This is a genomic window from Flavobacterium sp. KMS, from assembly GCF_000813005.1.
Taxonomy (GTDB): Bacteria; Bacteroidota; Bacteroidia; order Flavobacteriales; family Flavobacteriaceae; genus Flavobacterium.
On sequence record NZ_JSYP01000007.1, the window covers coordinates 75665 to 101127 of the forward strand.

Below are 25463 nucleotides of genomic sequence, written 5' to 3' on the forward strand. Positions count from 1 at the left end.
ATATACGGTTGAAGTGTTACAAAAAATGGGATGTAACTAAACTGAAAGATAAGGAAATTGTAAGGCTAAAAAAAATCATTAACAAAACTAAAACACATTAGTAACTTAAAGTGTGTTAATCTTCTTCAGGAATATATCCCTGATCATTAGTTTTTACCTTTTCTTTTTCCTTTTTATTATTCTTTTTTGATTTTGAGAAATCAATATAATCTGGATTTATAGCAGAATCGGGAACATCATTATTCTGGTTCGAAGTTTTAATCGCACGTTCTAGTTTATGGTCTTTAAAGATTTTATTTACCAATTCTCTAAAAGTATCAAAATCTACTTCATAAGAAACTCCTATACCTTGTGTATAACCAACTCCCTGACCTATATAATTAATATCGTTTTCTCGGTTAAATAAACGCAAGTTCATACTTCCGTCTTCATTAACTCTGTATTGCACCTCTACGTCGCCCACAATTGCCGATTCGTTGATTCCTCCTACTGGTACTCCTACTTTACCGTTTATGGTAATTCTCTCATTGATCTGAGATGAAATTGTCGCTGCAAATTGACCATCGGCTTCCTGACCAAGTCGTCTGTCGGCAGAGGTATATGTAAAACCAATATCTATCTTATCACTATCAGAATGAATTATTCCTCCCAATAAATTAGTTGCTGTTTCGAATAAACTACTAGAAAAATCAGATTGACTCACTCCCTCAGGACTTAAGAATCCTCCTGAAGACAGCAAATAAAGCGCTTGTGTTTGTCGCACATCTTTATCGACTAATTTATATTGTATTTCAGACTTTAATACATTACTTACCGTTGGGAACTCAATATTAAAATCTGGCTCTGGGCTCGTTAAATCTCCACGAATACCAATAACTACCTCTACAGGTACTTTTTTGCTAAATGAAGAATTCTCTAATAATACTGCAGGATTTGCAGATGTTTTATAAACTGCTTCAAGATTTAACTGCGCTTTCATCGGGTTACCTTCCCAAGAAATCGAACCTCCTTTTTTTACAACAAATTTCTTATCGATTAATCCACCATACTTAAAGTTATAGGTTCCTTCGTATGCCTGGAAATCCCCCCACATATTAAATTTACCAAGTGTATTAATTTTAAATAATAAAGATCCAAATCCTTTTCCTTTCATTCCGTGTCCAGAATTTCTATCTAAAATTACTTCAACCTCGGCGTCTGGAGTAATATCAAAATCAAACTCTAGTTCCAGACCATTATAGTTTCTTGTCTTTTCGACAATACCATTAGCAAGATTGTACTTTTCTTTGGCTGTGATAAAATGAATAAAATTATTATCACTCATTGTTTGCGCATCATTAATCGGGATCTTCACAGATGTTCCTTTCTCTGATTTTGCATCTACTTTTATAAATAATGCCGTAGTTGGTCCTTTAATGGTTGCTCTACCATTAATAAATGCTGTACCAAAATAAGCCGCATCTTCACTGTCTTTAGTATCTAATGCTAACAATCTTTTTGAACTGATATCTAAATCTAATTTCCAATCGCCAAAATTATTATGCTCGACTGTACCATTTAAAATCCCTTTAGTTCCGTATTTAGAATCGGTGATAGTATTATTTCGTAACAAGAATTTCTCATCGGTTACATCGACAATAGTTTTATCACTCAGCTCATAATCTATGTTTAAATAAGGAATAGTCATTCCGGCTTTATCCAGATATAAACGTCCATTAACATCAGGTCTTTTTAAATTCCCGATAATAGCCGCGTTACCCGAAACATAACCTCGAATATTAGACAATACTTCTCCTCCCAAAGAACTAAGCGAGGCTAAATTAAATGTGTCAAATTTAAGCTGTAAATCGAGTATTGTTTCTTTATTAATAATTTCGAAGCTTCCAAATAACTTAAACATCTCCAATTTATCATTTTCGATAGAAGAATTTATTGTAAACTTTCTAAGGTTTTCATCACCTACAATATCAAATTTTAGCCCTCCTAAATCGGTCTTATTTACATTTAGCTTATCGATAAAGATGGAAGCAGTTGGCTGGAAGACATTCTTTTTCTGTTTAAAATTAATCTCTCCGTTAATATTACCGTTTAAAACAAGTTTATCATTGGTTGGTGTAATTTTATTAAGATCTACATCTTTAAAACTTAGTTTCAAATCTTTAAAATCGGCATCTTTTATTTGCCCTACCAATTCTATCTTTTGGTTTTCATGAGATAGAATAATATTATCTATGTCAAAATTCTTGAATTTTTTATCAAAAACGATTTTATTATCTGGTTCGTCATTTTCATTTAAATACCACAAATAGTCTTTAAATTTCAACTCGGATTTATTAATTCCGACAACGTTGTTCTTATCTTTATCAATAGTATGATATAAGTTGAAGTTAAAATAATCTTCTCCTTTTGAACCTCCTTTAAACTCAGACCTTACAAATAAGGTATCTTTCATGGTTACGTTTATCAAACTAAAATCACGTACCTTATAATACTTCGTTTTAATACTATCTAACTCGATATAGGTATTATACAATGGATTTTTATTATCTACAGCAACTCTTATATTGTCAAATGTATTTTGTGCTGCTTTAATTTGAGGGGAATTAAACTTAAACTTGAATTCATCCTTATCGGCATCGATTTTCCCTCTCACAACCGTATTGGTTGCTACCTCTATCTCAGGATAAAAGATTTCGATAATCTTATTGTATATGGTAAAATTAAAATGTAAAAACTGTCCTTTACTTACTTTAAGTGGTTTATAATTGGCATATAAACTACCTACAGAATTTGTGACTAAATTTTCTAATTGATTAAATTTAAACTTCCCTACAATTTCACCATCAACAACATCGGTAGAGCTTATTGTTATTGTACGTATTTTATCGGCATCAAAATTTGAGCTTACTTTTACCTGATCAAAAACATAAGTCGATTTTGGATTTTGATAAACCGCATCATTAATCTCAATATCCCCCTGAAGGTTTTCGATTGTATTTCCTGATACATGAACTGCTACATCTCCTTTAAAAACAGATATAGAATCTTTTATGAATTTAAGTTTGTGTAAATCGGCATTTTCTACCTTAATATGAAAATCATAATCACTATCTTTTCTACTTAAATCTATCAAACCATCAAATGTCATACTCAGGTTAGGATCATTCACAGAAAGCTGTCCTTTATAATGTGGCAATTTAAAATTACCATTTAAGACTATATTATTATAGGTATAGTTATTATAATAAAATTTCTGAACATCTCCTTTTATAACTGTGTTCAGGTATTTCTCGGTAAATCCTTTTCCATCTACATCCAGATTAAGGGTTGTTTTACCAATATCTTTTCGACCAAGCAAAGTACCTATATCAAAATTCTCTAAGACAATATTTCCCGAATACGAAGCTTTATCGATAACATCGATATTATTCATATTCAAATCAATAAGCCCATTCCCTAAATCAGTTATCATTGTAAAATCAGTATCCAAAGCTGTCTTAGATACTTTAGCTCTACCTACAATCGAGAACTTACCAATACGTTGTAATTCTTTAGGCAATTTTTTCCCTAATACATTTGGCAACAAAACAACCAAGTTATCATAACTAGACGAAAGCTTATCGAATTTACCATTCATAAGAAACTCTTGTCCGTTTTTACCAAAAAGATTTTTGAAATTTATATCTCCATTTATAGTCGATTTATGCAAATCAGACAATCTAAGATGTTTTAAATTTAAATCGTTTAAAGTTCCGTCAATTTTAGATTTAACACGGAAGTATTGGTCTTTTCCTAGTTCTTTATAAAAATAACGAATATCGTTAGACCCAATATTAGCAGAATCTAAAACTACATCAAACTGAACTTTATCGGTAAACTTAGCAAAATCTTCTATTCGATAATTTAATGTAGCCGCTCCGTATATTTTAGAGTACTTGGTAAGAATAGACAATTTTTCAAGCTTCATTTGCTTTTTGGTATAGCTAAATCTTGATGTTAAATTAGCTACATACAAACCTCTATGATCTAAAAACGATAATTTATGAATCCTTGTACTTACATCGGGTCCATAAAGTTTAAAATCACTTATGTGTGCATTAAGTTTTGTAAAATCGACATCTTTAGGAACTACTCTATTTTCGTCTGTTAGAATAAAATGTCCGTTGGTAATGTAAGCATCTTTTGCGGTAAGCAAGAAACGTTTTTTTGAAGGTTTTTTTGGTGGTCCAGTTTCGAAAGCCTGAATGAATACATCAAGATTGGTTTTCTTTTCATTTTTATAGGTTTTTAAATTAAAAAGTAAACCTGTCATACGAATTTCGCCAAAAATCAAATCGCCATCAAGAACTCTCTTAACGGCCAAAATATTAGTTTTAATTAAATCAGAATAGATTAAAGTATCTTTATGGTGATCCATTATTAATACTTTCCTGAGTTTTACTCCACCAAAAACACTTACTGAAACTTTCTCTACAGATATATGTGTACCAAAATCTGAGTTTAAAGTATCGGTAATATAATTTGCAATTTTTGTCTGAACGACCGGTAGAGACAATGCGATAGCCAGTACTAACAAAAGTAGAATTAGTCCGATTAAGGAACGAGATACTATTTTTTTTATTTTTCTGATACTGGTTGTTTTTTAGTTTTTCTTTAAATTTAATTTTAGAGCAAACAAAGGAAGGTTCCTTTGATAAAAATTCTTTAATTTTGGCTTCTGCTTTTAAATAAAAAAATTTAAAATTTGATTCGTCAAATATAATTCAAAATTCGTGCCTTTACATGCAAAATCCTGAGGTTTTTATTCTAGCTATCGAAAGTTCTTGTGATGATACTGCAGCGGCTGTTTTACATAACGATAAAGTCCTGTCAAATGTTGTTGCCAACCAACTGATACATACGCAATATGGCGGTGTAGTACCCGAACTTGCGTCTAGAGCTCACCAACAAAATATTGTTCCTGTGATTGATGCTGCTCTTCGCAAAGCAAATATAAAAAAAGAACAATTATCTGCAATAGCATTTACACAAGGTCCCGGACTTATGGGGTCATTGCTAGTAGGAAGTTCTTTTAGCAAATCGATGTCTTTGGCTTTACAAATTCCCTTAATTGCTGTTAATCATATGCATGCGCATATATTAGCTCATTTTATTGATGAAGATGGTTATGACAAACCTACATTCCCTTTTTTAGCATTAACAATAAGTGGTGGTCATACTCAGATTATTAAAGTAAATGGCTATTTTGATTTACAAATTATCGGAGAAACTACCGATGATGCCGTTGGAGAAGCATTTGATAAAAGTGCCAAGATTCTTGGACTTCCCTACCCTGGCGGGCCACTAATAGATAAATACGCACAATTAGGAAACCCAAAAGCTTTTGCATTTACAAAACCAAAAGTACCTGGATTAGACTTTAGTTTTTCTGGTTTAAAAACGGCTATTTTATATTTTATTCAGAAGAAAAAACTAGAGAACCCAAATTTCATCGAGGAGAATCTTAATGATATTTGTGCTTCTATACAATATACAATTATCGAAATTTTAATGGATAAATTAAAATTGGCGGTAAAAGAAACTGGAATCAATCAAATTGCGATTGGCGGTGGTGTTTCGGCTAACTCGGGCATTAGAAACAGACTGAAAGAAAGCGAACAAAAATACGGTTGGAAAACTTACATTCCGAAATTTGAATACACTACCGATAATGCTGCAATGATTGGAATTGTAGGTTATCAAAAATTTTTATCAAAACAATTTGAAACAGCTGCTGTTGTTTCTAAAGCACGAATACAATTTTAAACTATGCAATTATTTTACAACCCAAATATTGACGAAACAACTCAGGAATTTTCTTTTGATAAAGAAGAAAGTAAACACATTATAAAAGTATTACGAAAAAAAGATTCTGATATATTACATGTAACAAATGGATTGGGTTATTTATTTGAAACCGAAATTACACTGGCTTCTGATAATAAATGTACTGTCAAAATAATTTCTGTTGAGAAAGCTCAAGATCCAAAATACCGTTTGCATCTTGCAGTTGCTCCTACCAAAATGAATGATCGTTATGAATGGTTTCTGGAAAAAGCTACCGAAATAGGTATTCATGAGATTACTCCAATTATTTGCGATAGATCAGAACGTAAAGTGATTAATATAGAGCGTTTCGAAAAGATCATTTTATCGGCAATGAAACAATCAAATGAATTGTATCTTCCTAAACTTAATGAAGCTATTTCATTTAAAGAATTTGTAAAACGCAAAAACGAAGGTTTACAATTAATTGCGCATTGTGAAGAAACAGATAAAAAATCATTAAAATCAGTTTTAAAACCAAATGAGAACGTAACATTACTTATTGGTCCTGAAGGTGACTTTTCGGAAAAAGAAATTGCTTTGGCTATCGAAAATAATTTTCAGCCAGTATCTTTAGGAAACACAAGATTACGTACTGAAACTGCTGCAATGGTAGCTTGTCATAGTGTTGCTTTTTTTAATGAGGTTCCTAATTAAACATAATCTTGTCATTTCGATGAAGGAGAAAAAAAGCGCATAAAGGATTGCCCCATAATTATACTATTATTATGAAAAAAATATTTTATTTATTATTACTCATTTCTGCTTCTTCTTTTTCGCAAGAAATTGCATTACTAAAATATAGTGGTGGTGGTGATTGGTATGCAAATCCTACTTCATTACCCAATTTAATCAAGTTTTGTAATGCTAATATTGATACCCGTATAAAAGCAAAACCCGGAACTGTAGAACCAAGCAATCCCGACTTGTTATCCTATCCTTTTGTACACATGACTGGACATGGAAATGTAGTTTTTAGTGATGCTGATGTTACTAATCTTCGTAATTATTTATACGGTGGAGGATTTCTTCATATTGATGATAATTATGGAATGGATCAATACATTCGAAAAGAGATAAAAAAAATATTCCCAAACAATGATTTAGTAGAACTCCCTGCCAATCATGCTATTTTTCAGAAACCGTTTCTTTTTCCTGCTGGTTTGCCAAAAATTCACGAACACGACGGGAAAAGACCTCAGGCATTTGGGATTTTTATCGAAAATAAATTAGTGTTACTTTATACATTTCAGTGTGATCTTGGTGATGGCTGGGAAGATGCCGAAGTGCATAACGACCCTCTCGAAGTACGTCAAAAAGCGTTAAAAATGGGTGCTAACATTATCAATTATATCTTTACCAATTAATTTAAGTCAAGTGCAATTAACACACGAAGAAATACAATTCGAAAGAAAGACTTTCCCAATAACATTAGTTTGCGATCATATTTATTTTCAACAGAACATAGGTTCACTTTTTAGAATAAGTGAAGCTTTTGGAGTTGAAAATATTATTTTTTTAGGCAAAGATATTCCGCTTAACCCAAGAAAAATCAATAAAACTTCCCGTAATACCCATCTTCATATTCCATATACAGTAATTGAAGAAACACAAGATTTAGTTACTCATCTGGTTGATTTAAAATGCGAAATCATTGCATTAGAAATTACAAATAGTAGCAAACCTTTAAAAGAAGTTATACTACCTTCCGATAAAAAAATCGCATTAATAATTGGAAGTGAAATCAATGGAATTTCAGAAGAATTATTAAAAATTTCGAATCAAATAGTTCATATTAATATGTTTGGAAAAAACAGTAGCATGAATGTTGTACAAGCTGCCAGTATAGCTTTGTATGAATTTACATCTTAAAAAATAAACCTCTTTTTTTGTAAGAACTAAGCTATGCAAGGGTTTCTAAAATTCTGACAAACAAAATAATAATAAAATTTTGTCTGTTAGAATATTTGTTATAAAATTGCTTTAATTATTAACTAATCTAAAATTTTATAACAAAACCCCAAACTATTATGAAAAAGATTGCTTTATCCGCATTTGCAGCGCTGCTGCTATTCTCGTGTCAAAACAACGACCAATCAGAATCTACTACTCCAGAAGCTTCAGCAACAATTACTCAACGTGGTTGTGCAACTCAAGATGTTCTTGAAGCTCAATTAAAAGCCGACCCTACTCTGGCTATTAGAATGAATGAAATCGAAGCATTTACACAAAACCAAATATTAACTGGTAAATTGGTAAATGGAAAAGTTCAAATTCCTGTTGTAGTTAATGTATTATACAGAACTGCTGCAGAAAATATTTCTGATGCACAAATCCAAACACAAATTGATGTCTTGAACAAAGATTTCAATGCTGCTAACTCTGATTACAATAGCGTTCCTGCATTATTTGCTGGAGTAAAAGCTAATGTTGGAATTAGTTTTGTTTTAGAAAAAATCAATAGAAAATCTACAACAAAAACTTCATGGGGAACTAATGATGCCATGAAAAAAACTACTTCTGGTGGTCTTAACCCAACATCTCCAACTACTAAGCTTAACTTATGGGCTTGTAAAATTGGTGGTGGAATATTAGGTTATGCTCAATTTCCTGGTGGATCTAATGCTACAGACGGAGTTGTAATTGATTCTCAATATTTCGGATTATCTGGATCTGGTGCTGCTCCTTATAACTTAGGAAGAACTGGAACTCACGAAGTGGGTCACTGGATGAACTTACGTCATATTTGGGGAGATGCTAATTGCGGAAATGACCAAGTAGCTGATACTCCAGTTCATAACACTGCTAACTATGGTGTACCTGCATATCCTCATTATAGCACTTGTACAGGAACTCCTGTAGAAATGACTATGAACTACATGGATTATACAGACGATGCTGGAATGTATATGTTTACAACAGGTCAAAAAAACAAAATGGCTGCTATTTTCTTAACTGGTGGACCTAGAGCTGCTTTTGGCATCTAATATTAAATCATATAACTAAACAGGTTAATAATTATTAAAAGCGAGATATTAAATCTCGCTTTTTTTGTTTTATAAATGTAATCTTTCCCTGCTTTTTTCTATATTTATGCTCTAAAGAAAAACAGACTATGATTACATCTAAAGTAATTTCAAACGGGATTTTAAGAGCTATCGCAACTATTTTGGGAGTATCGCTAATATTGTATTTTTTATATCAAATACAAACTGTGATTGTTTACTTGTGTGTTTCTCTCATACTGTGTTTAATAGCAAACCCTTTTGTGAAATTCCTGAAGGAAAAATTAAAATTTAATAGTTCATTTGCAGCTATAACTACTATCGTATTTTTTATATTATTAATGATTGGGTTCATACTTTTATTTGTACCGTTAATAATATCTCAGGCTAATAATTTATCACTTCTTGATACTGATAGTCTTCAAAAACAATTTATGCTGATAGAACGTGATTTCGAAAATTATTTCAACTTGCAACATCTCGATTTACAAGCACTTTTAAAAAAACCTGAAATAACGTCTAAACTGGATTTTAGTTATTTTACGGCTTTTATAAACTCAATCCTAAACATGCTTGCAGGTTTTGGAATGGGATTAGTATCTGTTTTCTTCATTACTTTTTTCTTTATCAAGGATCAAAACATTTTTAAAGAAAATGCAAAAAGAATACTTCCTGATAACAATGAAGACAAAATTATAAACTCGATTACTAAAATAAATCATTTGCTAACACGCTATTTTGTAGGCTTGTTGCTTCAATTAACAGTTGTATTTATTCTTTATTTTATTGTGCTAATAATTTTTGGTAGCCAGAATGCATTTGTAATTGCTTTTTTATGTGCTGTCTTAAATATCATTCCTTACGTTGGACCTATTATAGGAACCATTCTTGCAGCTATATTAACGATGTTGAGTTTAATTGGCGGAGATTTTCAAACAGAAATTTTGCCTAAAACTATATATATAGTAATTGGATTTTTATTGGTTCAGGCAATTGATAATAATGTTAGCCAACCTATTATTTCCTCAAAAAGCGTAAATTCGCACCCGCTGGAAATATTCTTAATTACTTTAATTAGCGGAATAACTTTTGGAATCGTCGGAATGATTATTGCAATCCCATTTTATACTTGCCTTAAAGTTATTGCCAAAGAATTTTTTCCTAACAATAAAGTTGTTATTGTATTAACCGAAAAAATATAACCTTGAATTTAGCCCTTTTACATAATTCTGTTCAGGATTTTATAAATAAAAAAGTAAATGAATCTATTTCAAAATTAGCACTTCAAAAAAATCCTTTTCCAGAAATAGAATGGATTGCAATTTTGAATCAGATTGAGGCTAAAACAAAAGCTAAGGATAAATTACCAACTTGGTTTGCGACCGAGAATATAATTTATCCAAGTAAAATTTCGGTTGAACAAACCTCATCAGAGAAAACAGCTCTGTATAAAGCCAATTTAGTTTCGGGTGAGAGCTTAATAGACTTAACCGGAGGTTTTGGTGTAGATGACTATTATTTCTCCAAAAAAATAAAAAATGTAGCACATTGCGAGATAAACACCAATTTATCGGCAATTGTGCAACATAATTTTAAGCAATTAAAAATTGACAATTGTACTTGTTATCCCGAAGACAGTTTTGATGTTCTTAAAAAACTAAACCAAAAATGGGATTGGATTTATATAGATCCTTCCAGACGAAATGATGCAAAAGGCAAAGTTTTTATGCTAAAGGATTGTTTGCCAAATGTACCTGACTTGTTAGATTTCTACTTTGAAAACTCTAACTCTATTTTAATAAAAACAGCTCCTTTATTAGATATTTCCGCAGGTCTTTCGGAATTAAAAAATGTAAAAAACATTCATATAATTGCTCTCGATAACGAGGTTAAGGAATTACTGTGGGAAATTCATAAAGGCTATTCTGGGAAAATTACGCTAAAAACGGCTAATATATTAAAGGATAAAACGGAAACTTTTGAATTTGCTTTAAATGAAGAACCTGAGTTTGTAAGCTACAGTTTACCTCATAAATATTTGTATGAGCCTAATAGTGCAATTATGAAATCGGGAGGATTTGACGAAGTAAGTACGTTTTATAAAACAGATAAGCTACATAAACACTCTCACTTATATACCTCGGCGGATTTAATTACATTTCCTGGAAGAACATTTGAGATTCTGGAAACCATTCCTTACTCTAAAAACGAAATAAAACTCCATCTTTCTAATAAACAAGCAAACATTACTACTAGAAATTTTCCTGATAGTGTAGAAACCATCCGAAAAAAATGGAAAATAAAAGATGGCGGAAATTTGTATTGTTTTTTTACAACTGATAAAAATGATAATAAAATAGTTTTAATTTGCAGAAAAATATAATAAAATGAAACAACTAATTACTTTAACTTTATTCTTATTAACTTTTAATTTATTTGCACAAAAAGATTGTGAATACACTGTAAACGTTACCGATTCTATAGGAACATACAAATCGACTAAAGAAACCATGATTTCCGAAAAAAACTTTGCAGGAACTGCGAGTTATATCTTTTTCTCTTTAGCACAAACAGATGGTCTGCCAACACTTAACGTACAATTGATTAAAAAAAGTAAAGAGTTTACAGCCGCAAATTGCTTTGATAAGAATTCGAAATTATTTTTACAATTAAGCAATGGAAAAATTGTTACACTTATCCATATTGACCAAGAAAACTGCGGAACATTAATTCGTGATGACAAAGGATTTGATAATCGCGTTACTCCAGGTATTTTTATGTTCTTAAAAGATAATTTTGAGGATTTAAAAACTTCACCTATCTCGATGATTCGTATTAAATACTTGTCAGATACTGAAGATTATGTTATGAAAAAAGAATTCACATCTGAACTAAATGATAAAACATACCGACCTGAAACATTCTTTATTGATAATATAAGATGTGTCGAATAATCTAATTACAATCCCATTTTGTATTAGAAACTTTATCGTTTAAACCTGCTTTTAAATTATAATGCCACCACTCTGAATCGAATGAATTAAAATTATGTTTTATCATTATTTTTTTCAACAACAGGCGATTGGCTTTAATAGTATCAGATAAATTTATATAGCTATGACTGGCTTCTTTTCCAAAAAAATCAAAAGAAGTTCCCATATCTAACTCTTTACCATTACGGTCTACAAGAGTAATATCTACGGCTCCTCCTCTATTATGGATGGAGCCTTTTTTTGGATCAGCCACATATTTAGGATTAGAAACTATTTCCCACATTCTTTTTTGGATAAATAGAGGTCTGTAACAATCAAACAACTTGATTTTATACCCTTTCTTCATAAAGCTTTTATTAGCTTCTACTAGTGCTTTTACTGTTTTTAAACGCAAGAAACATTCGGCACAATCATACACTTTTGCTTTAAGAAAATTATCTTCTGTAGCATATTTCATATCATACACAAAATCGTTACTATAATCTTTTAAATTAACAAAAGTAGTATCTGCAATTACCTGATTGGTTTCGCTTGCATATGACTCATTTTGAGCATTTGAAGAAATTATTCCCAGAATAGAGAATAGGAAAAATAAAATTCTATTGAATTTTGGCATGAAATTGGTATTTTAAATTGTACAATTTTTCTCAAAAGTAAATATAGACAATTAATAAATCAACAAAAACAGTGCATTATGAAAAAAATTACTTTGTTATTATTTATCCTCCCGTTTTTAGGAATCTCTCAAGAAATAAGCTATTCTGAACCTTCTCAATTTATTGAAAAAGCAGGTTCTGTTCAAATTAATTTGGTCGAAAGTGAAAAGACTATTTTTAAATCTGGACTCGGAGAAACGGTATCATTTTATCCAGTGGAGATTATTGATTTGAATCAAAATCAAAAAAAAGTAAGCGGAATAGAAGTTGAAAGTACTTTTATTACAAAAGAATATCAGAACAAACAAGACCAATATACCAAAGAAACCGCATGGATAGGTATTGATGAACTTCCTGTATTAATTGATTGGTTTGAAAGTTATGTAATTCCTAATTTATCAAATCCTGCCGGAACAAAAAAGACAGTAAAATATATCCATAGCACTAAAGAAATTCAATTTAAATTTGACGTTTATAATGCTACTCAAACTTTTACGATTGCAGTAAAAAACACAAATCATAAGGATAAATATTTTTGGACAGAATCACGCACAAAAGATATTCCTAGCATTTTAAAAACACTAAAATATATGCAAACGAGAACTCTCAACTAATAGTATTCAACAAAAAAACGGAGCCAGTAACGGTTCCGTTTTTATTTTACTTTTTACTGGAAAACTAATTCTTTTAAATTACTTACTTTCTACTTCTTCTTTTAAATTTGGTTGTCCTTTACCTGTAGTAATTAAATTGTATAAACTATTTTGTATGTAATTGGTCCAGGCGTTAAAGCAGATATCGTAACATTCATAATCTGGAACTAAGCCTTGATGTGTTAAACGAACTTCCGTTTTATTGTCTTTCTGATTAATTTCAAAAATAACTTTTGTACCTACCCATTCGCTTTTATCTGTAGTAAAATTAAAATCATTTTCTAAGACATCCCAAACTATTTTTTTGTTAGGAATAACTTCTATTAATTTCATTTTACAAATATGAACGTCTTTATAATGGTACTTAAATACATCACCTAGTTTTGCTGTACCTCCTTCTATTTCTTCCGACCACCATCCTCTAACATTCGTTATAGCATCAAATGCTTCTTTGGGACTTTGGTCTACCAAAATACTTGTGGTAAAATCTTGATTATCCATGATATTATTTTTTAATTGATTTATCTTCTATTTCCCGATTCAATACATTCAGATTTCCTTTACCAGTAGTTATCAAACTCAATAAACTATTCTTTAAGAATAGATTCCATCCATTTGAGCAATCGCCAAAACATTCTATTTTTGGCACTAATCCTAAATGAGTAAACTGAATTTTTGTTTTATCATTTTCTCTAGAGATTTCAAAAACAATTTTAGTATCATTCCATTCTGATTTATTTTTGAGGAAACTCAATTGACTGGCCGTAACGAGCCAAACAATCTTTTTTTCGGGTATTAACTCAACTATTTTTTGTTTGGAATAATGAACATCTCCAAAACGAACTTCAAATTCATCATTAAGCTTTTGTGAATCTCCTTTAAAATCTTCCGACCACCAACTCCGAACTTTCATAATAGCATCAAATACTTCTTTGGGAGTTTGGTCTACCAAAAAAGTTGCATTAAAATCTTGATTATCCATGATATTAATTGTTTAAAAAATTAAAACCTCATTTGAACTAAACAAAGTTAACAATCTCATTTACAATTAATAGGGCGTAAAATAGACTTTTACAGGGTTAATTAAGACATATTAACGTTTAACTTAATCTTCTTGAGTTAAAATTTTATTTTTAAACTAAAATTATCCAAACAATCTAACAGTTATCCGCTTTATATTTCAAAATTATAATCTAAAAACAAATTCTCTTTTATTGATACTTTAGATTGTCTTTAATTTATTCAGCATTTCATTTGTAATGTCATCTGAATAAATTCCATAGCCATTTATTAGTATTCCTTTCAAATTATACTTTTCCGATTCTATAGCATACAAAATGGACTGATCTGAAGGATCTTCATTTACATCAAAATGAAATGATTTGTTAATTACAAACTCCTCATGAAAGATTTTATATTTTCCGTTTCGGCATTCAATACAATTTTGTTTTAAATTAAAATCTTCTACATAACCTTGAGCCCTCAAAGCATCTATTCCTTCTATAAGTGTATCGTACGTTTCCATTTCTTTATAATTAAGCTTTATTTTAATTAATTTCAGCTCTTTATTTATAACACCAAAACAGCATTACAAAATGTAATACTGTTTTAGGCTTATTAAAAATAAAAAGAATTATTCTCTATCATAAGAAAACTGAATTCCTGCTGTACCTCCTGTTTTAATAAACAATTGCATAAATTCCTGAGCCGTTTCAGAACGTCCCCAGTCGCGTTGCAATTCACAAAATAATTGTGGCGCACTAACCAGAATTGCTCCGGCTTGCTCCATTCTTCTTAATGCTGCATTATGCGCCTCTAAAGAAGTTCCTCCTACAGCATCAACTACTAAGTAAACATCATAGCCTTCTCTTAAAGCATCTAGTGCAGGAAAAGAAAGGCAAGCCTCTGTCCATAAAGCGGTCATTATTAGTTTTTTCTTTCCGGTTGCTTTAACAGCTTCTAAAAATTCTTTGTCTTCCCAAGAATTTATAGTGGTTCTGTCATAAGATGGTATTCCTTCTAATTCTCTTTTTAATTGAGGAATTGTTTCTTTATTAAATCCAGTTTTTACATTCACCGTCGAAAGTACAATCGGCAAATCATAAACTTTAGCCATTTTGGCTACACCACAAATATTATTAATAAGTATCTGTCTATCCATTGAAGCAATGGAATTGACTTGTACTGGTTGATAATCGATAATGATTAATGCTGCATTTTCTGGTGTTAACAGATGATCGCTTTTCTGATCACGAATTGGTAAACTGCTCATAATTTCTATTTTTTATGTTAATCTTAATTTATTATTACTGCCTATTACAATCTCTTTACTTTTTAGATGTTCCTATGCTTTCTGCTTTTAAGAAACTTTCGATTACTGCCTGATAATTTGGCATAACCGCTGAATACGCTTCTGCAAATTGTAAAGCATCTGGACGATTCCATGTTTTTTGAATTTCGCTACAAACAGCTGTTGTTGTGATTGGAACTACTCCTGCAAGTGTTAATCTGGCAAGTGTTGTTTGTGATGATAAAGGACTCATATCGCCAGAAGCATCAATGACAGCAAATACTTCATAACCTTCTGTTACTGCCGAGATAGAAGGAAAAGCTACACATACGCTAGTTAATACACCTCCAATAATTATTTTTTTCTTACCTGTTTTTTTTACTGCTTCAACAAATGCTGGCGTATCCCAAGCATTAATTTCACCATTACGAGGCACATAAACAGCATGTGGAGCATATTTATGAATTTCTGGCATTAACGGTCCATTAGGTCCATTAGGCTCAGAAGCTGTTGTTATTACAGGAATATTTTCTATCGCTGCAATTTTAGCTAATGTGGTTACATTGTTACGCAATGAGGTAACATCAATGTCTTTTACGGTTTGAAACAAACCACTTTGATGATCGATAAGTAAGATTACTACTTCGTCTGAATTTATTCTAGTTACTACTGACATGTTTTTTAAGTTTATTTGTTATTATTATGTTTATCTTAATTTATTCCTTTGGAAATTCTCCATCCATTTTTATTAGTACATCGTCCTTAAGTCCATCAAAAGGTAAAATCAACCCTACTTTAAAATCAGAACGTTTTAACGTTGCCAAAACCTGAAATCCAGATGTGATTTTGTTCGAATTCGGATTAAGCATTGTTCCTCGATAAATAAAATCTACCGTAACTTCTTTTGTAAAACCATGCATACTAAGATTGCCAGTAACTTTATAATTATCTTTGCTGCTTTCTTTTATCGCATTACTTTTAAAATTTAGAGTAGGATATTTTTCCGCATCAAAAAAATTGGGACCGCGTAAATCTTCGTCTCTTCCTTCTGAATTTGTAAACACCGAATTTATTTCTGCTGATAATTCAAAAGAGGCATCACTAAAATCTGATTTGGTCGTTACTACCGTCAAATCAAAATTGTTAAACTGACCTACAATATCATTAATCATCATATGTGTTACCGTAAAGCCAAGTCTTGAATGCTCATGATCATTTCGCCATATTGTTTGATTTTCCATATTCTTATTATTTAATTCTTAATCTATTAATTACTCTAAATACCCGAACCTTCCCATATTTACATCATCGAATGCCTGAATGATTTCTTCCTGGGTATTCATAACAAAAGGCCCATGAGCAACTATTGGCTCATTTATCGGTTCCCCACTCAATATCAACACTATTGAATCTTCAGATGCTTTAATTGTAAATTCTTCGCCTTCATTTGCAAAAAGCAAAAAATTATCTGCAGGTACATTTCCACTATCATTAACCCTAATACTTCCCTCTATCACTAAAAGTGCTGAGTTGTGATTAGCAGGGAAATTAAAAGTTGTAGTAGCTCCTTTGTTCAATTTTGCATTAAACAAATTCACAGGAGTAAATGTTGTGGCTGTTCCTGGAGTACCATTATATTCACCTGCAATAACTTCTATAATACCATCGTTGTTAGGCAGTTTATGCTTATTGATTTCGCTATTAATAATCCCCTGATATTTGGGTTTTGTCATTTTATCCTTGGCTGGAAGATTTACCCAAAGCTGTACCATCTGAAAATCACCTCCTTCTTTGCTAAACTGCTCTTCGTGATATTCTTTATGTAAAATTCCAGAAGCAGCAGTCATCCATTGTACATCTCCTTCACCAATTACACCACTGTTTCCAGAACTGTCATGATGTGCTACTTTCCCTTTGTAGGCAATCGTAACTGTTTCAAAACCTCTATGAGGATGTACTCCAACACCTCTTAACTCATCTGTTGGCGAAAAATAAAATTTAGAGTTATAATCCATCATTATAAATGGACTCATTCTCTCCATGCTCATCCCTTTTCCGTAAGGAATAAAATTATGTACTCTAAACCCGTCTCCTACCATATGTGGTGCAGGCGGTGTTAATACTTGTTCTATTTTTTTTGTTTTCATTTTAATGTTATTCTTTATTATGAAACAATGAGTTTGCCTGATATTCAGGATGCTTATCGATATAGGCTTTTATGTATGGACAATAAGGTTTTACTTTAAGATGATTCTCTTCTGCATAATCCAAAACATATTTAGCGATATAAGCAGCTATGCCTCTTCCTCCTAATTCGGGTGGAACTTCTGTATGGATATAAGCAATACCGCCATCAAACAATTTGTATTGTTCAAACGCTATTTTTCCATCTAAATGAATCTCAAAACGTTTGTCTTTTTCGTTATTTATAACTGTGTATTCCATGATCTAGTTTTTTAGTATTGTAAAATTAGTGAGGATAAAAAACTAAGTACTTGATCTATGATAAGAAATATAAAAAGGGAGGATAAAAATATAAATCAATGATTATCAACTTATAAAAACACAGAAATATGACAGTATAGTGCTTCAAAGTTTAATTTGAAACAAATACTCTCTATTGTAAAGAATCGGCTCTGAGCCTAAAAAATATTATGAAGATGTTATTGTATTAACAATAATTATTAATAACAACTATTATGGAGTCTGTACTGAATAACTTAGTACTTGAAGTTTTTTCTGGCTAGTTCTTTTCGGACTCTACTCAAACTTTCGGGGGTAATGCCAAGATAAGAAGCAATCATTTGAAGTGGTAATCTAAAGGTAATTTCGCGATGCGTTTCTATAAAATCTAAATATTTTTTCTCAGCGGTGGCTGCCAATAAATAATTTATTCTTTTCTGCATCTGGCGAATATTTTTTTGCAAAGCGAGGGTATTAAAAGAAACAAAATTTACAGAGATTTTCTCAGCATTTTTAAGAAACTCCTTTTGGATATAAATTATCTCTGCATCTTCAATTACATCAATAAATAAATCTGATGGCTCATCAAAGTAAAAACTGCTCCTGTCTGCAATCCACCAATTTTCTGAAGCAAACTGGATAATATGATCCTTTCCCATTTCATCTACAGTATAGGAACGTAACAGACCTTTACACACAAAGAATGCTCTATCGCAAATTTGATTTTCTTTTAATAAAATTGTTCCTTTTTTTATTTTAAGAGAATGTACCAAATGCTCTAACTCTTTATACTGTTCCTCTGATATATCAGTATTACTTAGCATATATTTTTTAAATTGTTCCAGCATTTGTATAAAGAGATTAATTTGTAAAGTGAATGTATACAAAATTAATTAAAATGATAAAGACTTATAAATAATACCTAGTTTAATTTAAGAAAGTAACTCCATAACAATAGGGACAGAGGTAATATTTCAGGTTTTAGGCATTCTCTGTTTTAACTAATCTTTACACATCATTTCTTCTAAAATCAAAAAAAATTAAATCTTCTAAGCATTCCAATTAAAGATTAAAATATTAGATAAAACAAAAAAGCCCACTCGATTGAGTGGGCTTAAATATGAATATTTTCAATAAAAAAATATTACAATCGTTATTATCTTTGTTCTGTAATTGCAGATTGGTTAAGTTTAATAACCCTAATTTTTTGGTTTGTATTATCCGATAAAAAAAGACGGTCATTAAGTTGTGCTGTACTTACAATAGTTCCAAAATTATTTTGTCCCATAACATCCGAAGCATTTACTCTTGGATTGTAAATCTTGTCCATAAATTCTCTTCTAGGATAAATACGCAAATAATTTAAATCCTTAACATTTTCTGAGGTAATAGCCCAATCTGCACTAATAGCAAGTGCAAGAGGTTTTGCCTCTCCAAACGGGATTACTGTAGCTTGTATAGGAACTGTAAGCGAAGCCGCTCCATTGGCACGAATACCTGCAATATTGTAATATAAATACCCCTTTGCATTTCTTCCTGCTACAACTAGATTTCCATCTGCAACATCCATTGAATATACCTCATCATAACCTTTTAAAGTATTTAACTTGGCCATAGGAGCTAAATTCCAATCGCTTTTATCCGTAATTTGCGATGTCTCAAAAACTTTAATACTCGTTTCTTTTTCTTTAACGAATACTAATCCGTCTTTTACTACAACTCCAAAAACGTGCACAAAAGTTTTCCACCATTGACCGTTTCCTACTGTACTAATCCCTGCATTTGTAACTTCATCTATAACAAAAAGTCTAGACTCGACACTACCAATATAAATTCTGCCATTATCTACACATACCGAAGAAAGTTGCGTTAGCGGAATAGTGGTACTTCCTTTAGTATAATTTGCAATTGTTTTTATATGAGCCAATGTTTGAGCGTTAAAAATATCAAGTACATCACCATTACAAACATACAATTTGTCATTTGCTACAGCGATACCTTTAGGGTTAAATGTCCCTTTTCCGTCTCCAATTTGACTTACAGTAATTGATGCTTCGTCAGTAGGATAATAATAACTATGATTAGGAGAAGCCCCCTCAAAAGAATCCTTACTGCAGTTTGTAAAAATGCAAAGCAGTAGTATAAAAAAAGCTATTTTATTCATTGTAGTTTTAGGTGTTAATTCCATTTTCCGTCTCCTTTATATTTTATTAAGAATGGATTTTTGGGATCAATTTTAAAAACAGGTTTTTTGTAAGTTCCTGTTAAGTAGTTTGTTTTAGTATATCCTTTTAAAACATCTGGATCTGTAAAAGGAAGATCGTTTAGGTAAATCAAGTATTTGTAAAAATGAGTCAACATCTCTTGTTGTCCCCCACCTTCGCCACTATTGGCTAAATTACTACTATGGCTAAAACCGATATGATGTGAATATTCGTGTGACCAAACCGACATATCACCTTTCCAGTGTCCAGTTACATAACTTGACTCCCATTGAGAAGCCAAAGCTCCGCCACCCCAAGCAGATCCTCCGCCTACCATTGCCATATCAACAGTTCTGCTATCAAGATAATTCCAATATATTTTCTCTATTTCAGCTTTAGAAAGATAATCATAAGCACCACCAACATCATCAACATTTCCATGCCAATAAGTAGCTCCATTTATTGCTGTACCAGCTTGAGCAGCTTGTTCTTGCTTGTATCTGTCAAAATTAATAAAAGTGTCATAATATATTGGATGACTTAAAGCATACGAATAGTTGATAATCATTGCTATTGCTTCTTTAGCCAAAACAGGATTCATAGGTAAGTACACATAAGACGCATCACCACTAAGATGATACCAATCGTTAAATTGAACTAAATGTGAAGACTTAATCTTTTTGAATTTTGCAAATAATGGATCGCTAGATTCTACTGAAAATTCGATTGCTCCAGAAGAGAAACCATCAATTTTATCAATTGTTACCGCATTACCACTTTCTAATAAATAATCATTTTTGCCAGCAACCAAAGGAAGTTGGTGAAACGAACGATGAAAAGCTGGAACTTTACTAAAATTATAAATTAAGAATCGCTTATCATAATTAGGCAATTTTGCATAGATTCTTACATCTGTAAGTCCAACAGGAGAGTAAAGAGAAATTTGTACAGAATCTTTTCCTTTTTGTATTACTTGCATTGGTTGATTTACTCGAAACCAACGATCTTTTTTGTCATACATTTTTGAAGGACTTTCGTCGTCTTCAAACATAGTCATAGCTCGATTACCTGGTTGTAAATTTGTTGCATCAATGCTTGGCAAATAGTTGGCTTCATAAGCCGTAGATTGGTCATCCTTATCACAACTTGTAGATATAAGAAAACCAGTAAGTAGTAAGCTGGCATAGAGCCACCTCTTGATGTTTGTAATCATTGCTTGTAGGTTAATTAAAATTGTTTTTAGTCTTTGGGATATTAGATTTAAAAATCTAATGGGTGCAAATATCTTTTATTATTTTTTAAATAAAAATTTATTTTTATTATTTATAAAAAAGGATAATCTTTAAACAATTCTTGTCAGAAAAACGATACTGTTAAGACCATTTACAAAAAACAAAACCCGCTAAATTAGCGGGTTTGTATTTTGACCTTTATTATATTATTACATTAATTGCTTATTTCCAACCACCTCCTAAAGCGCAATACAAGTCTACAACAGCCTGTAACTTTTGTAAATTATCATTTACTCCGCTCAATTGTGCTGCCAAAAGATTTTGTTCAGAAGTCAGTACATCTGTATAATTGGTAGCCGAACTGTATTCTAAAAGTTGTTGTGCAAAGTCAACTGATTTTATCAATGCTTCAATTTGTTTCTCTCTCGAATCTTCTTTTTCAACTGCCATCTCATAAGCATACAAAGAAATGTTTAAAGTTATCGTCGATAGATGGATAAAATAAAAGACGACTATCCAAAATAGGCAGATATACCACTAATCCTTTCTACATCAATCAGATTAATCAAATCCTAGGCTGACTTTGTAAAACGCCCGATTATGTTCTGTTCGAAAAGAAGAGAAGCTTAAATTTAACGAAAGAGAAACCTTATTTCACATTGTCTTTTAGGAGAAAATACTTAACTTTATTTGATTCTTAAAATAACAATCAAATGAAAGGAATCACATCTAAATTCGATAAAGTTTTGAATGCATCTACAGAAAAAGAGAAAGTAAATCATGAACCCGATTCTAGCAAAGAGCAGCAACGTAATACTCCAGAAAAGTCCATGCCGTTTTCAGATCAAATTGGAAACTATCAACGTAACATAGGAATACCTACAAAATCCTATAAAGACAGTAAAGTCTACATTATAGGTAGCGGAATAGCTGGTATGGCAACTGCCTATTACTTTATTCGTGACGGACAAGTTCCTGCCAAAAACATCATATTTCTAGAACAATTACCTATTGATGGAGGCTCACTAGATGGTGCCGGAAATCCTAAAGATGGTTACATCATTAGAGGTGGTCGGGAAATGGATATGACTTATGAAAACCTTTGGGATATATTCCAAGACATTCCAGCTCTAGAAATGCCTGCTCCATATACTGTTCTGGATGAATACCGTTTAATAAACGACAATGACTCTAATTATTCCAAAGCTAGACTTATACATAACAAAGGCGAAATAAAAGATTTTAGCAAATTCGGTCTAAACAAAAAAGACCAGTTGGCCATTATCAAACTTTTGCTAAAGAAAAAAGAAGAACTAGACGATATAACCATTGAAGGCTATTTTAGTGAATCTTTCTTAAGTAGTAACTTCTGGACATTCTGGCGTACCATGTTTGCCTTTGAGAACTGGCACAGCTTACTTGAGTTAAAACTTTATATGCATCGTTTCCTCCATGCTATTGATGGATTGAACGACTTATCATCTTTAGTATTTCCAAAATACAATCAATACGACACCTTTGTAACACCTTTGCGCAAGTTTCTACAAGAAAAAGGAGTTAGTATTCAATTTAATACACTCATAAACGACCTCGATATTCATATCAATACCGATGGAAAAGTAGTAAAAGGAATTATTACAGAAAAAGACGGTAAAGAAGTCATTATCCCAGTTGAGAAAGATGATTATGTAATTGTAACTACAGGATCTATGACAGAAGACACCTTTTATGGTGATAACAAAAAAGCTCCTATCATAACTATAGACAACAATACTAGTGGAAAAAGTGGAGGATGGAAACTATGGAAGAATCTTGCTGCAAAATCTAACGTTTTTGGTAATCCAGAAAAATTCTGTAGTAATATCGAAAAATCATCTTGGGAATCAGTTACTTTAACTTGTAAGCCTTCTGCATTAGTAGAAAAACTAAAAGAGTATTCTGTAAATGATCCATATTCAGGAAAAACAGTTACCGGAGGAATTATTACTATTACAGATTCTAATTGGTTAATGAGTTTTACTTGCAACAGACAACCTCATTTCCCTGAGCAACCAGATGATATTTTAGTACTTTGGGTTTATGCATTGTTTATGGACAAGGAAGGAAACTACATTAAAAAGAAAATGCCACAATGTACAGGAGATGAAATTCTTGCTGAATTATGTTACCATACAGGTATTATCGATGAGTTAGATAATGTTATTAAAAACACCATCGTACGTACAGCTTTTATGCCCTATATTACTTCGATGTTTATGCCTAGAGCCAAAGGTGACCGTCCAAGAGTAGTACCAGAAGGATGCAAAAACCTGGGGTTAATAGGACAGTTTGTAGAAACCAACAATGATGTAGTTTTTACAATGGAAAGTTCTGTAAGAACAGCAAGAATAGCCGTTTACGAATTATTGAATTTAAACAAACAAGTGCCCGATATCAATCCTTTGCAATACGATATTCGTCATTTGCTAAAAGCGACAAAAACACTAAATGACAATAAACCATTTTTAGGAGAAAGCATATTGCGAAAAGTACTAAAAGGAACTTATTTTGAACACATCTTACCTGTTACTGAAGAAGAAGAGGAAGAACATGAGTCTTTTATAACAGAACAAGTAAGCAAATTCAAAGATTGGTTAAAAGGCGTAAAAGGCTAATAGTCATTTGAAACTCATAATAAAACAGAAATCCTCAAAATCAAAAATTTTGAGGATTTTTTTGTGATCACGGTAGGATTCGAACCTTAAACCCACCCAATTTTAATCAAGAAGGTCTTTCGGGTGAGCACGTGTTTTTATAAAATAAATCTCTGTTATGCTTTTGGAGGAGTTCCTTCTGCATTTGCTACAACTACATCAATTTGGACTAACGCATCTTTAAGCAAAGCTGATACACCAACAGTTCTTCGTGCAGGAATACCTTTTGGGAAGAAGGTTGCATAAACTTCATCTACAGCTTCAATGTCTTCGATGTTTTTAAGAAAGAGATTTACTTTAACCACATCGTCCATAACATGGTCGATGCTTTCTAGAATTGCTTTAATATTTTTTAAGCACTGTCCTGCTTGCTCTTTTACACCGCCAGCTACCAATTTACCCGATTTTGGATCCAAAGGTAATTGAGCTGAAATATGATTGTAATGAGAAAATGCTACCGTTTGTGTAGACAAAGGACACTTTGGTGCATTTTCGGTATTGTTTGCCTTAATGACGATTCCATGTCTATCTTCAATAGCTTGTGGAGGTGTACCATCACCGTGTGACACTACTGCTTCAATTTGTACCAAAGCATCCATAGGTAAAGCTGAAACTGCGACTATTGTACGTGCAGGAACATAAGCTACAGCTCTGGCAATAGCCGAGTCTGGGAAAAATGTTGTGTAAACTTCATTTACAGCTTCAATATCCGAAAGGTTTTTAAGGAAGATATTAATTTTGACAATATCATCAAAAGGAACATCGATACTTTCTAAAATTGATTTAATATTTTTTAAGCATTGTCCCGCTTGCTCTTTTACACCGCCTACTACCACTCTACCCGTTTTTGGATCAATCGGTAATTGAGCCGAAAGATTATTGTAATGAGAAAATGACACCGTTTGTGTAGATAAAGTACATATTGGTGCATTTGCTGTGTTATTGGCAAGCTTAATAAGATTGCCTGCTTGTGGCGCATTTGGAATTGTCCCCTCACCGTTTGAAACAAGTGCTTCAATTTGTACCAATGCATCCATAGGTAAAGCCGCAACAGCTATTACAGTTCGTGTAGGAACATAAGTTGGGAAGAATGTTTTATAAACCTCATCTACAACAGCAATGTCTTTAATATTGGTAACAAATACAGAGATTCTAACCACATCACTCATAACATGGTGGATGCTCTCTAGAATTGCCTTGATATTTTTAAAACACTGTTCAGCTTGTTCTTTTACACCACCAGCTACCAATTTGCCCGATTTTGGATCAATTGGTAATTGAGCCGAAAGATTATTGTAATGAGAAAAAGCAACTGTTTGTGAATATGGACCAATACTTTTTGGAGCATTTTCAGTATTCCTTGCTAACAATGAATTTACTTTATTTGAAATCATTTTGTCTATATGTTT

25 protein-coding genes are annotated in these 25463 nt (G+C 31.8%); 10 read left to right on the forward strand and 15 right to left on the reverse strand.

The window, feature by feature from the left end; all coding sequences use genetic code 11:
- Positions 1 to 115: 115 nt before the first annotated feature.
- Positions 116 to 4555 carry a translocation/assembly module TamB domain-containing protein gene (locus OA93_RS08705; RefSeq protein WP_082001798.1) on the reverse strand — a complete coding sequence of 1480 codons (4440 nt, stop codon included), beginning with the start codon at positions 4553 to 4555 and terminating at the stop codon, positions 116 to 118.
- 227 nt (positions 4556 to 4782) lie between these two features.
- On the opposite strand from OA93_RS08705, the gene tsaD reads away from it, so the two are divergent.
- The 8 genes from tsaD to OA93_RS08745 all read left to right on the forward strand — a co-directional run bounded on the left by tsaD (position 4783) and on the right by OA93_RS08745 (position 11824).
- Complete coding sequence (tsaD, locus tag OA93_RS08710) at positions 4783 to 5805, forward strand: tRNA (adenosine(37)-N6)-threonylcarbamoyltransferase complex transferase subunit TsaD (RefSeq protein ID WP_039112785.1); 1023 nt, start codon at positions 4783 to 4785, stop codon at positions 5803 to 5805.
- Positions 5806 to 5808: 3 nt separating this feature from the next.
- Positions 5809 to 6522: a 16S rRNA (uracil(1498)-N(3))-methyltransferase gene (locus tag OA93_RS08715; protein ID WP_039112786.1), complete on the forward strand. Its 714-nt coding sequence runs from the start codon at positions 5809 to 5811 to the stop codon at positions 6520 to 6522.
- Between the two features lie 71 nt (positions 6523 to 6593).
- Entirely contained in the window at positions 6594 to 7232 is a 639-nt protein-coding gene (locus OA93_RS08720; protein ID WP_039112787.1) for a DUF4159 domain-containing protein, read from the forward strand.
- A 10-nt stretch (positions 7233 to 7242) separates the two neighbouring features.
- Positions 7243 to 7737: a TrmH family RNA methyltransferase gene (locus OA93_RS08725; RefSeq protein ID WP_039112789.1), complete on the forward strand. Its 495-nt coding sequence runs from the start codon at positions 7243 to 7245 to the stop codon at positions 7735 to 7737.
- A 158-nt stretch (positions 7738 to 7895) separates the two neighbouring features.
- Positions 7896 to 8852, forward strand: a complete 957-nt coding sequence (locus OA93_RS08730) for a zinc metalloprotease (RefSeq protein WP_039112790.1) — start codon at positions 7896 to 7898, stop codon at positions 8850 to 8852.
- 128 nt (positions 8853 to 8980) lie between these two features.
- The gene (locus tag OA93_RS08735) at positions 8981 to 10072 is read left to right on the forward strand and encodes an AI-2E family transporter (protein WP_039112792.1); all 1092 of its coding nucleotides are present in this window, start codon (positions 8981 to 8983) and stop codon (positions 10070 to 10072) included.
- Positions 10073 to 10074: 2 nt separating this feature from the next.
- On the forward strand, positions 10075 to 11253 hold the full coding sequence (locus OA93_RS08740) for a class I SAM-dependent methyltransferase (protein ID WP_039112793.1): 1179 nt from the start codon (positions 10075 to 10077) through the stop codon (positions 11251 to 11253).
- A gap of 4 nt (positions 11254 to 11257) precedes the next feature.
- Complete coding sequence (locus OA93_RS08745) at positions 11258 to 11824, forward strand: hypothetical protein (RefSeq protein ID WP_039112794.1); 567 nt, start codon at positions 11258 to 11260, stop codon at positions 11822 to 11824.
- A 1-nt stretch (position 11825) separates the two neighbouring features.
- Here OA93_RS08745 and OA93_RS08750 read toward each other — a convergent pair whose 3' ends face one another.
- Positions 11826 to 12479: a M15 family metallopeptidase gene (locus tag OA93_RS08750; RefSeq protein ID WP_039112795.1), complete on the reverse strand. Its 654-nt coding sequence runs from the start codon at positions 12477 to 12479 to the stop codon at positions 11826 to 11828.
- Positions 12480 to 12557: 78 nt separating this feature from the next.
- On the opposite strand from OA93_RS08750, the gene OA93_RS08755 reads away from it, so the two are divergent.
- Positions 12558 to 13133 carry a hypothetical protein gene (locus OA93_RS08755; protein WP_039112797.1) on the forward strand — a complete coding sequence of 192 codons (576 nt, stop codon included), beginning with the start codon at positions 12558 to 12560 and terminating at the stop codon, positions 13131 to 13133.
- A 78-nt stretch (positions 13134 to 13211) separates the two neighbouring features.
- Here the strand turns inward: OA93_RS08755 and OA93_RS08760 are convergent, their stop codons facing one another.
- The 12 genes from OA93_RS08760 to OA93_RS08815 all read right to left on the reverse strand — a co-directional run bounded on the left by OA93_RS08760 (position 13212) and on the right by OA93_RS08815 (position 21811).
- Positions 13212 to 13673 carry an SRPBCC domain-containing protein gene (locus tag OA93_RS08760; protein ID WP_039112798.1) on the reverse strand — a complete coding sequence of 154 codons (462 nt, stop codon included), beginning with the start codon at positions 13671 to 13673 and terminating at the stop codon, positions 13212 to 13214.
- A gap of 4 nt (positions 13674 to 13677) precedes the next feature.
- On the reverse strand, positions 13678 to 14154 hold the full coding sequence (locus tag OA93_RS08765; RefSeq protein WP_039112799.1) for an SRPBCC domain-containing protein: 477 nt from the start codon (positions 14152 to 14154) through the stop codon (positions 13678 to 13680).
- Between the two features lie 240 nt (positions 14155 to 14394).
- Entirely contained in the window at positions 14395 to 14697 is a 303-nt protein-coding gene (locus OA93_RS08770; RefSeq protein WP_039112800.1) for a hypothetical protein, read from the reverse strand.
- A gap of 108 nt (positions 14698 to 14805) precedes the next feature.
- Entirely contained in the window at positions 14806 to 15444 is a 639-nt protein-coding gene (locus OA93_RS08775; protein WP_039112801.1) for a hydrolase, read from the reverse strand.
- Positions 15445 to 15499: 55 nt separating this feature from the next.
- Positions 15500 to 16138 carry an isochorismatase family protein gene (locus OA93_RS08780; RefSeq protein WP_039112802.1) on the reverse strand — a complete coding sequence of 213 codons (639 nt, stop codon included), beginning with the start codon at positions 16136 to 16138 and terminating at the stop codon, positions 15500 to 15502.
- Positions 16139 to 16178: 40 nt separating this feature from the next.
- A complete protein-coding gene (locus OA93_RS08785; protein WP_052259411.1) occupies positions 16179 to 16703 on the reverse strand; it encodes a YceI family protein in 525 nt (174 codons plus the stop codon).
- 30 nt (positions 16704 to 16733) lie between these two features.
- Positions 16734 to 17609, reverse strand: coding sequence for a pirin family protein (locus tag OA93_RS08790; RefSeq protein ID WP_039112803.1), 876 nt, complete (start codon positions 17607 to 17609; stop codon positions 16734 to 16736).
- Positions 17610 to 17616: 7 nt separating this feature from the next.
- Positions 17617 to 17907 (reverse strand): GNAT family N-acetyltransferase, encoded by a 291-nt coding sequence (locus OA93_RS08795; protein WP_039112804.1) that lies wholly within the window; start codon positions 17905 to 17907, stop codon positions 17617 to 17619.
- 275 nt (positions 17908 to 18182) lie between these two features.
- Positions 18183 to 18749 (reverse strand): Crp/Fnr family transcriptional regulator, encoded by a 567-nt coding sequence (locus tag OA93_RS08800; RefSeq protein WP_205625774.1) that lies wholly within the window; start codon positions 18747 to 18749, stop codon positions 18183 to 18185.
- Between the two features lie 332 nt (positions 18750 to 19081).
- Entirely contained in the window at positions 19082 to 20113 is a 1032-nt protein-coding gene (locus OA93_RS08805) for a hypothetical protein (RefSeq protein ID WP_039112806.1), read from the reverse strand.
- Positions 20104 to 21342 (reverse strand): hypothetical protein, encoded by a 1239-nt coding sequence (locus OA93_RS08810; protein WP_039112807.1) that lies wholly within the window; start codon positions 21340 to 21342, stop codon positions 20104 to 20106. The genes OA93_RS08805 and OA93_RS08810 overlap by 10 nt, the downstream gene beginning before the upstream one ends.
- 241 nt (positions 21343 to 21583) lie before the next feature.
- The gene (locus OA93_RS08815; protein WP_039112808.1) at positions 21584 to 21811 is read right to left on the reverse strand and encodes a TolC family protein; all 228 of its coding nucleotides are present in this window, start codon (positions 21809 to 21811) and stop codon (positions 21584 to 21586) included.
- A gap of 263 nt (positions 21812 to 22074) precedes the next feature.
- On the opposite strand from OA93_RS08815, the gene OA93_RS08820 reads away from it, so the two are divergent.
- Complete coding sequence (locus OA93_RS08820) at positions 22075 to 24015, forward strand: oleate hydratase (RefSeq protein ID WP_039112809.1); 1941 nt, start codon at positions 22075 to 22077, stop codon at positions 24013 to 24015.
- A gap of 155 nt (positions 24016 to 24170) precedes the next feature.
- On the opposite strand, the gene OA93_RS08825 is transcribed toward OA93_RS08820, so the two are convergent.
- Complete coding sequence (locus OA93_RS08825) at positions 24171 to 25448, reverse strand: RidA family protein (RefSeq protein WP_039112810.1); 1278 nt, start codon at positions 25446 to 25448, stop codon at positions 24171 to 24173.
- Between the last annotated feature and the right edge of the window lie 15 nt (positions 25449 to 25463).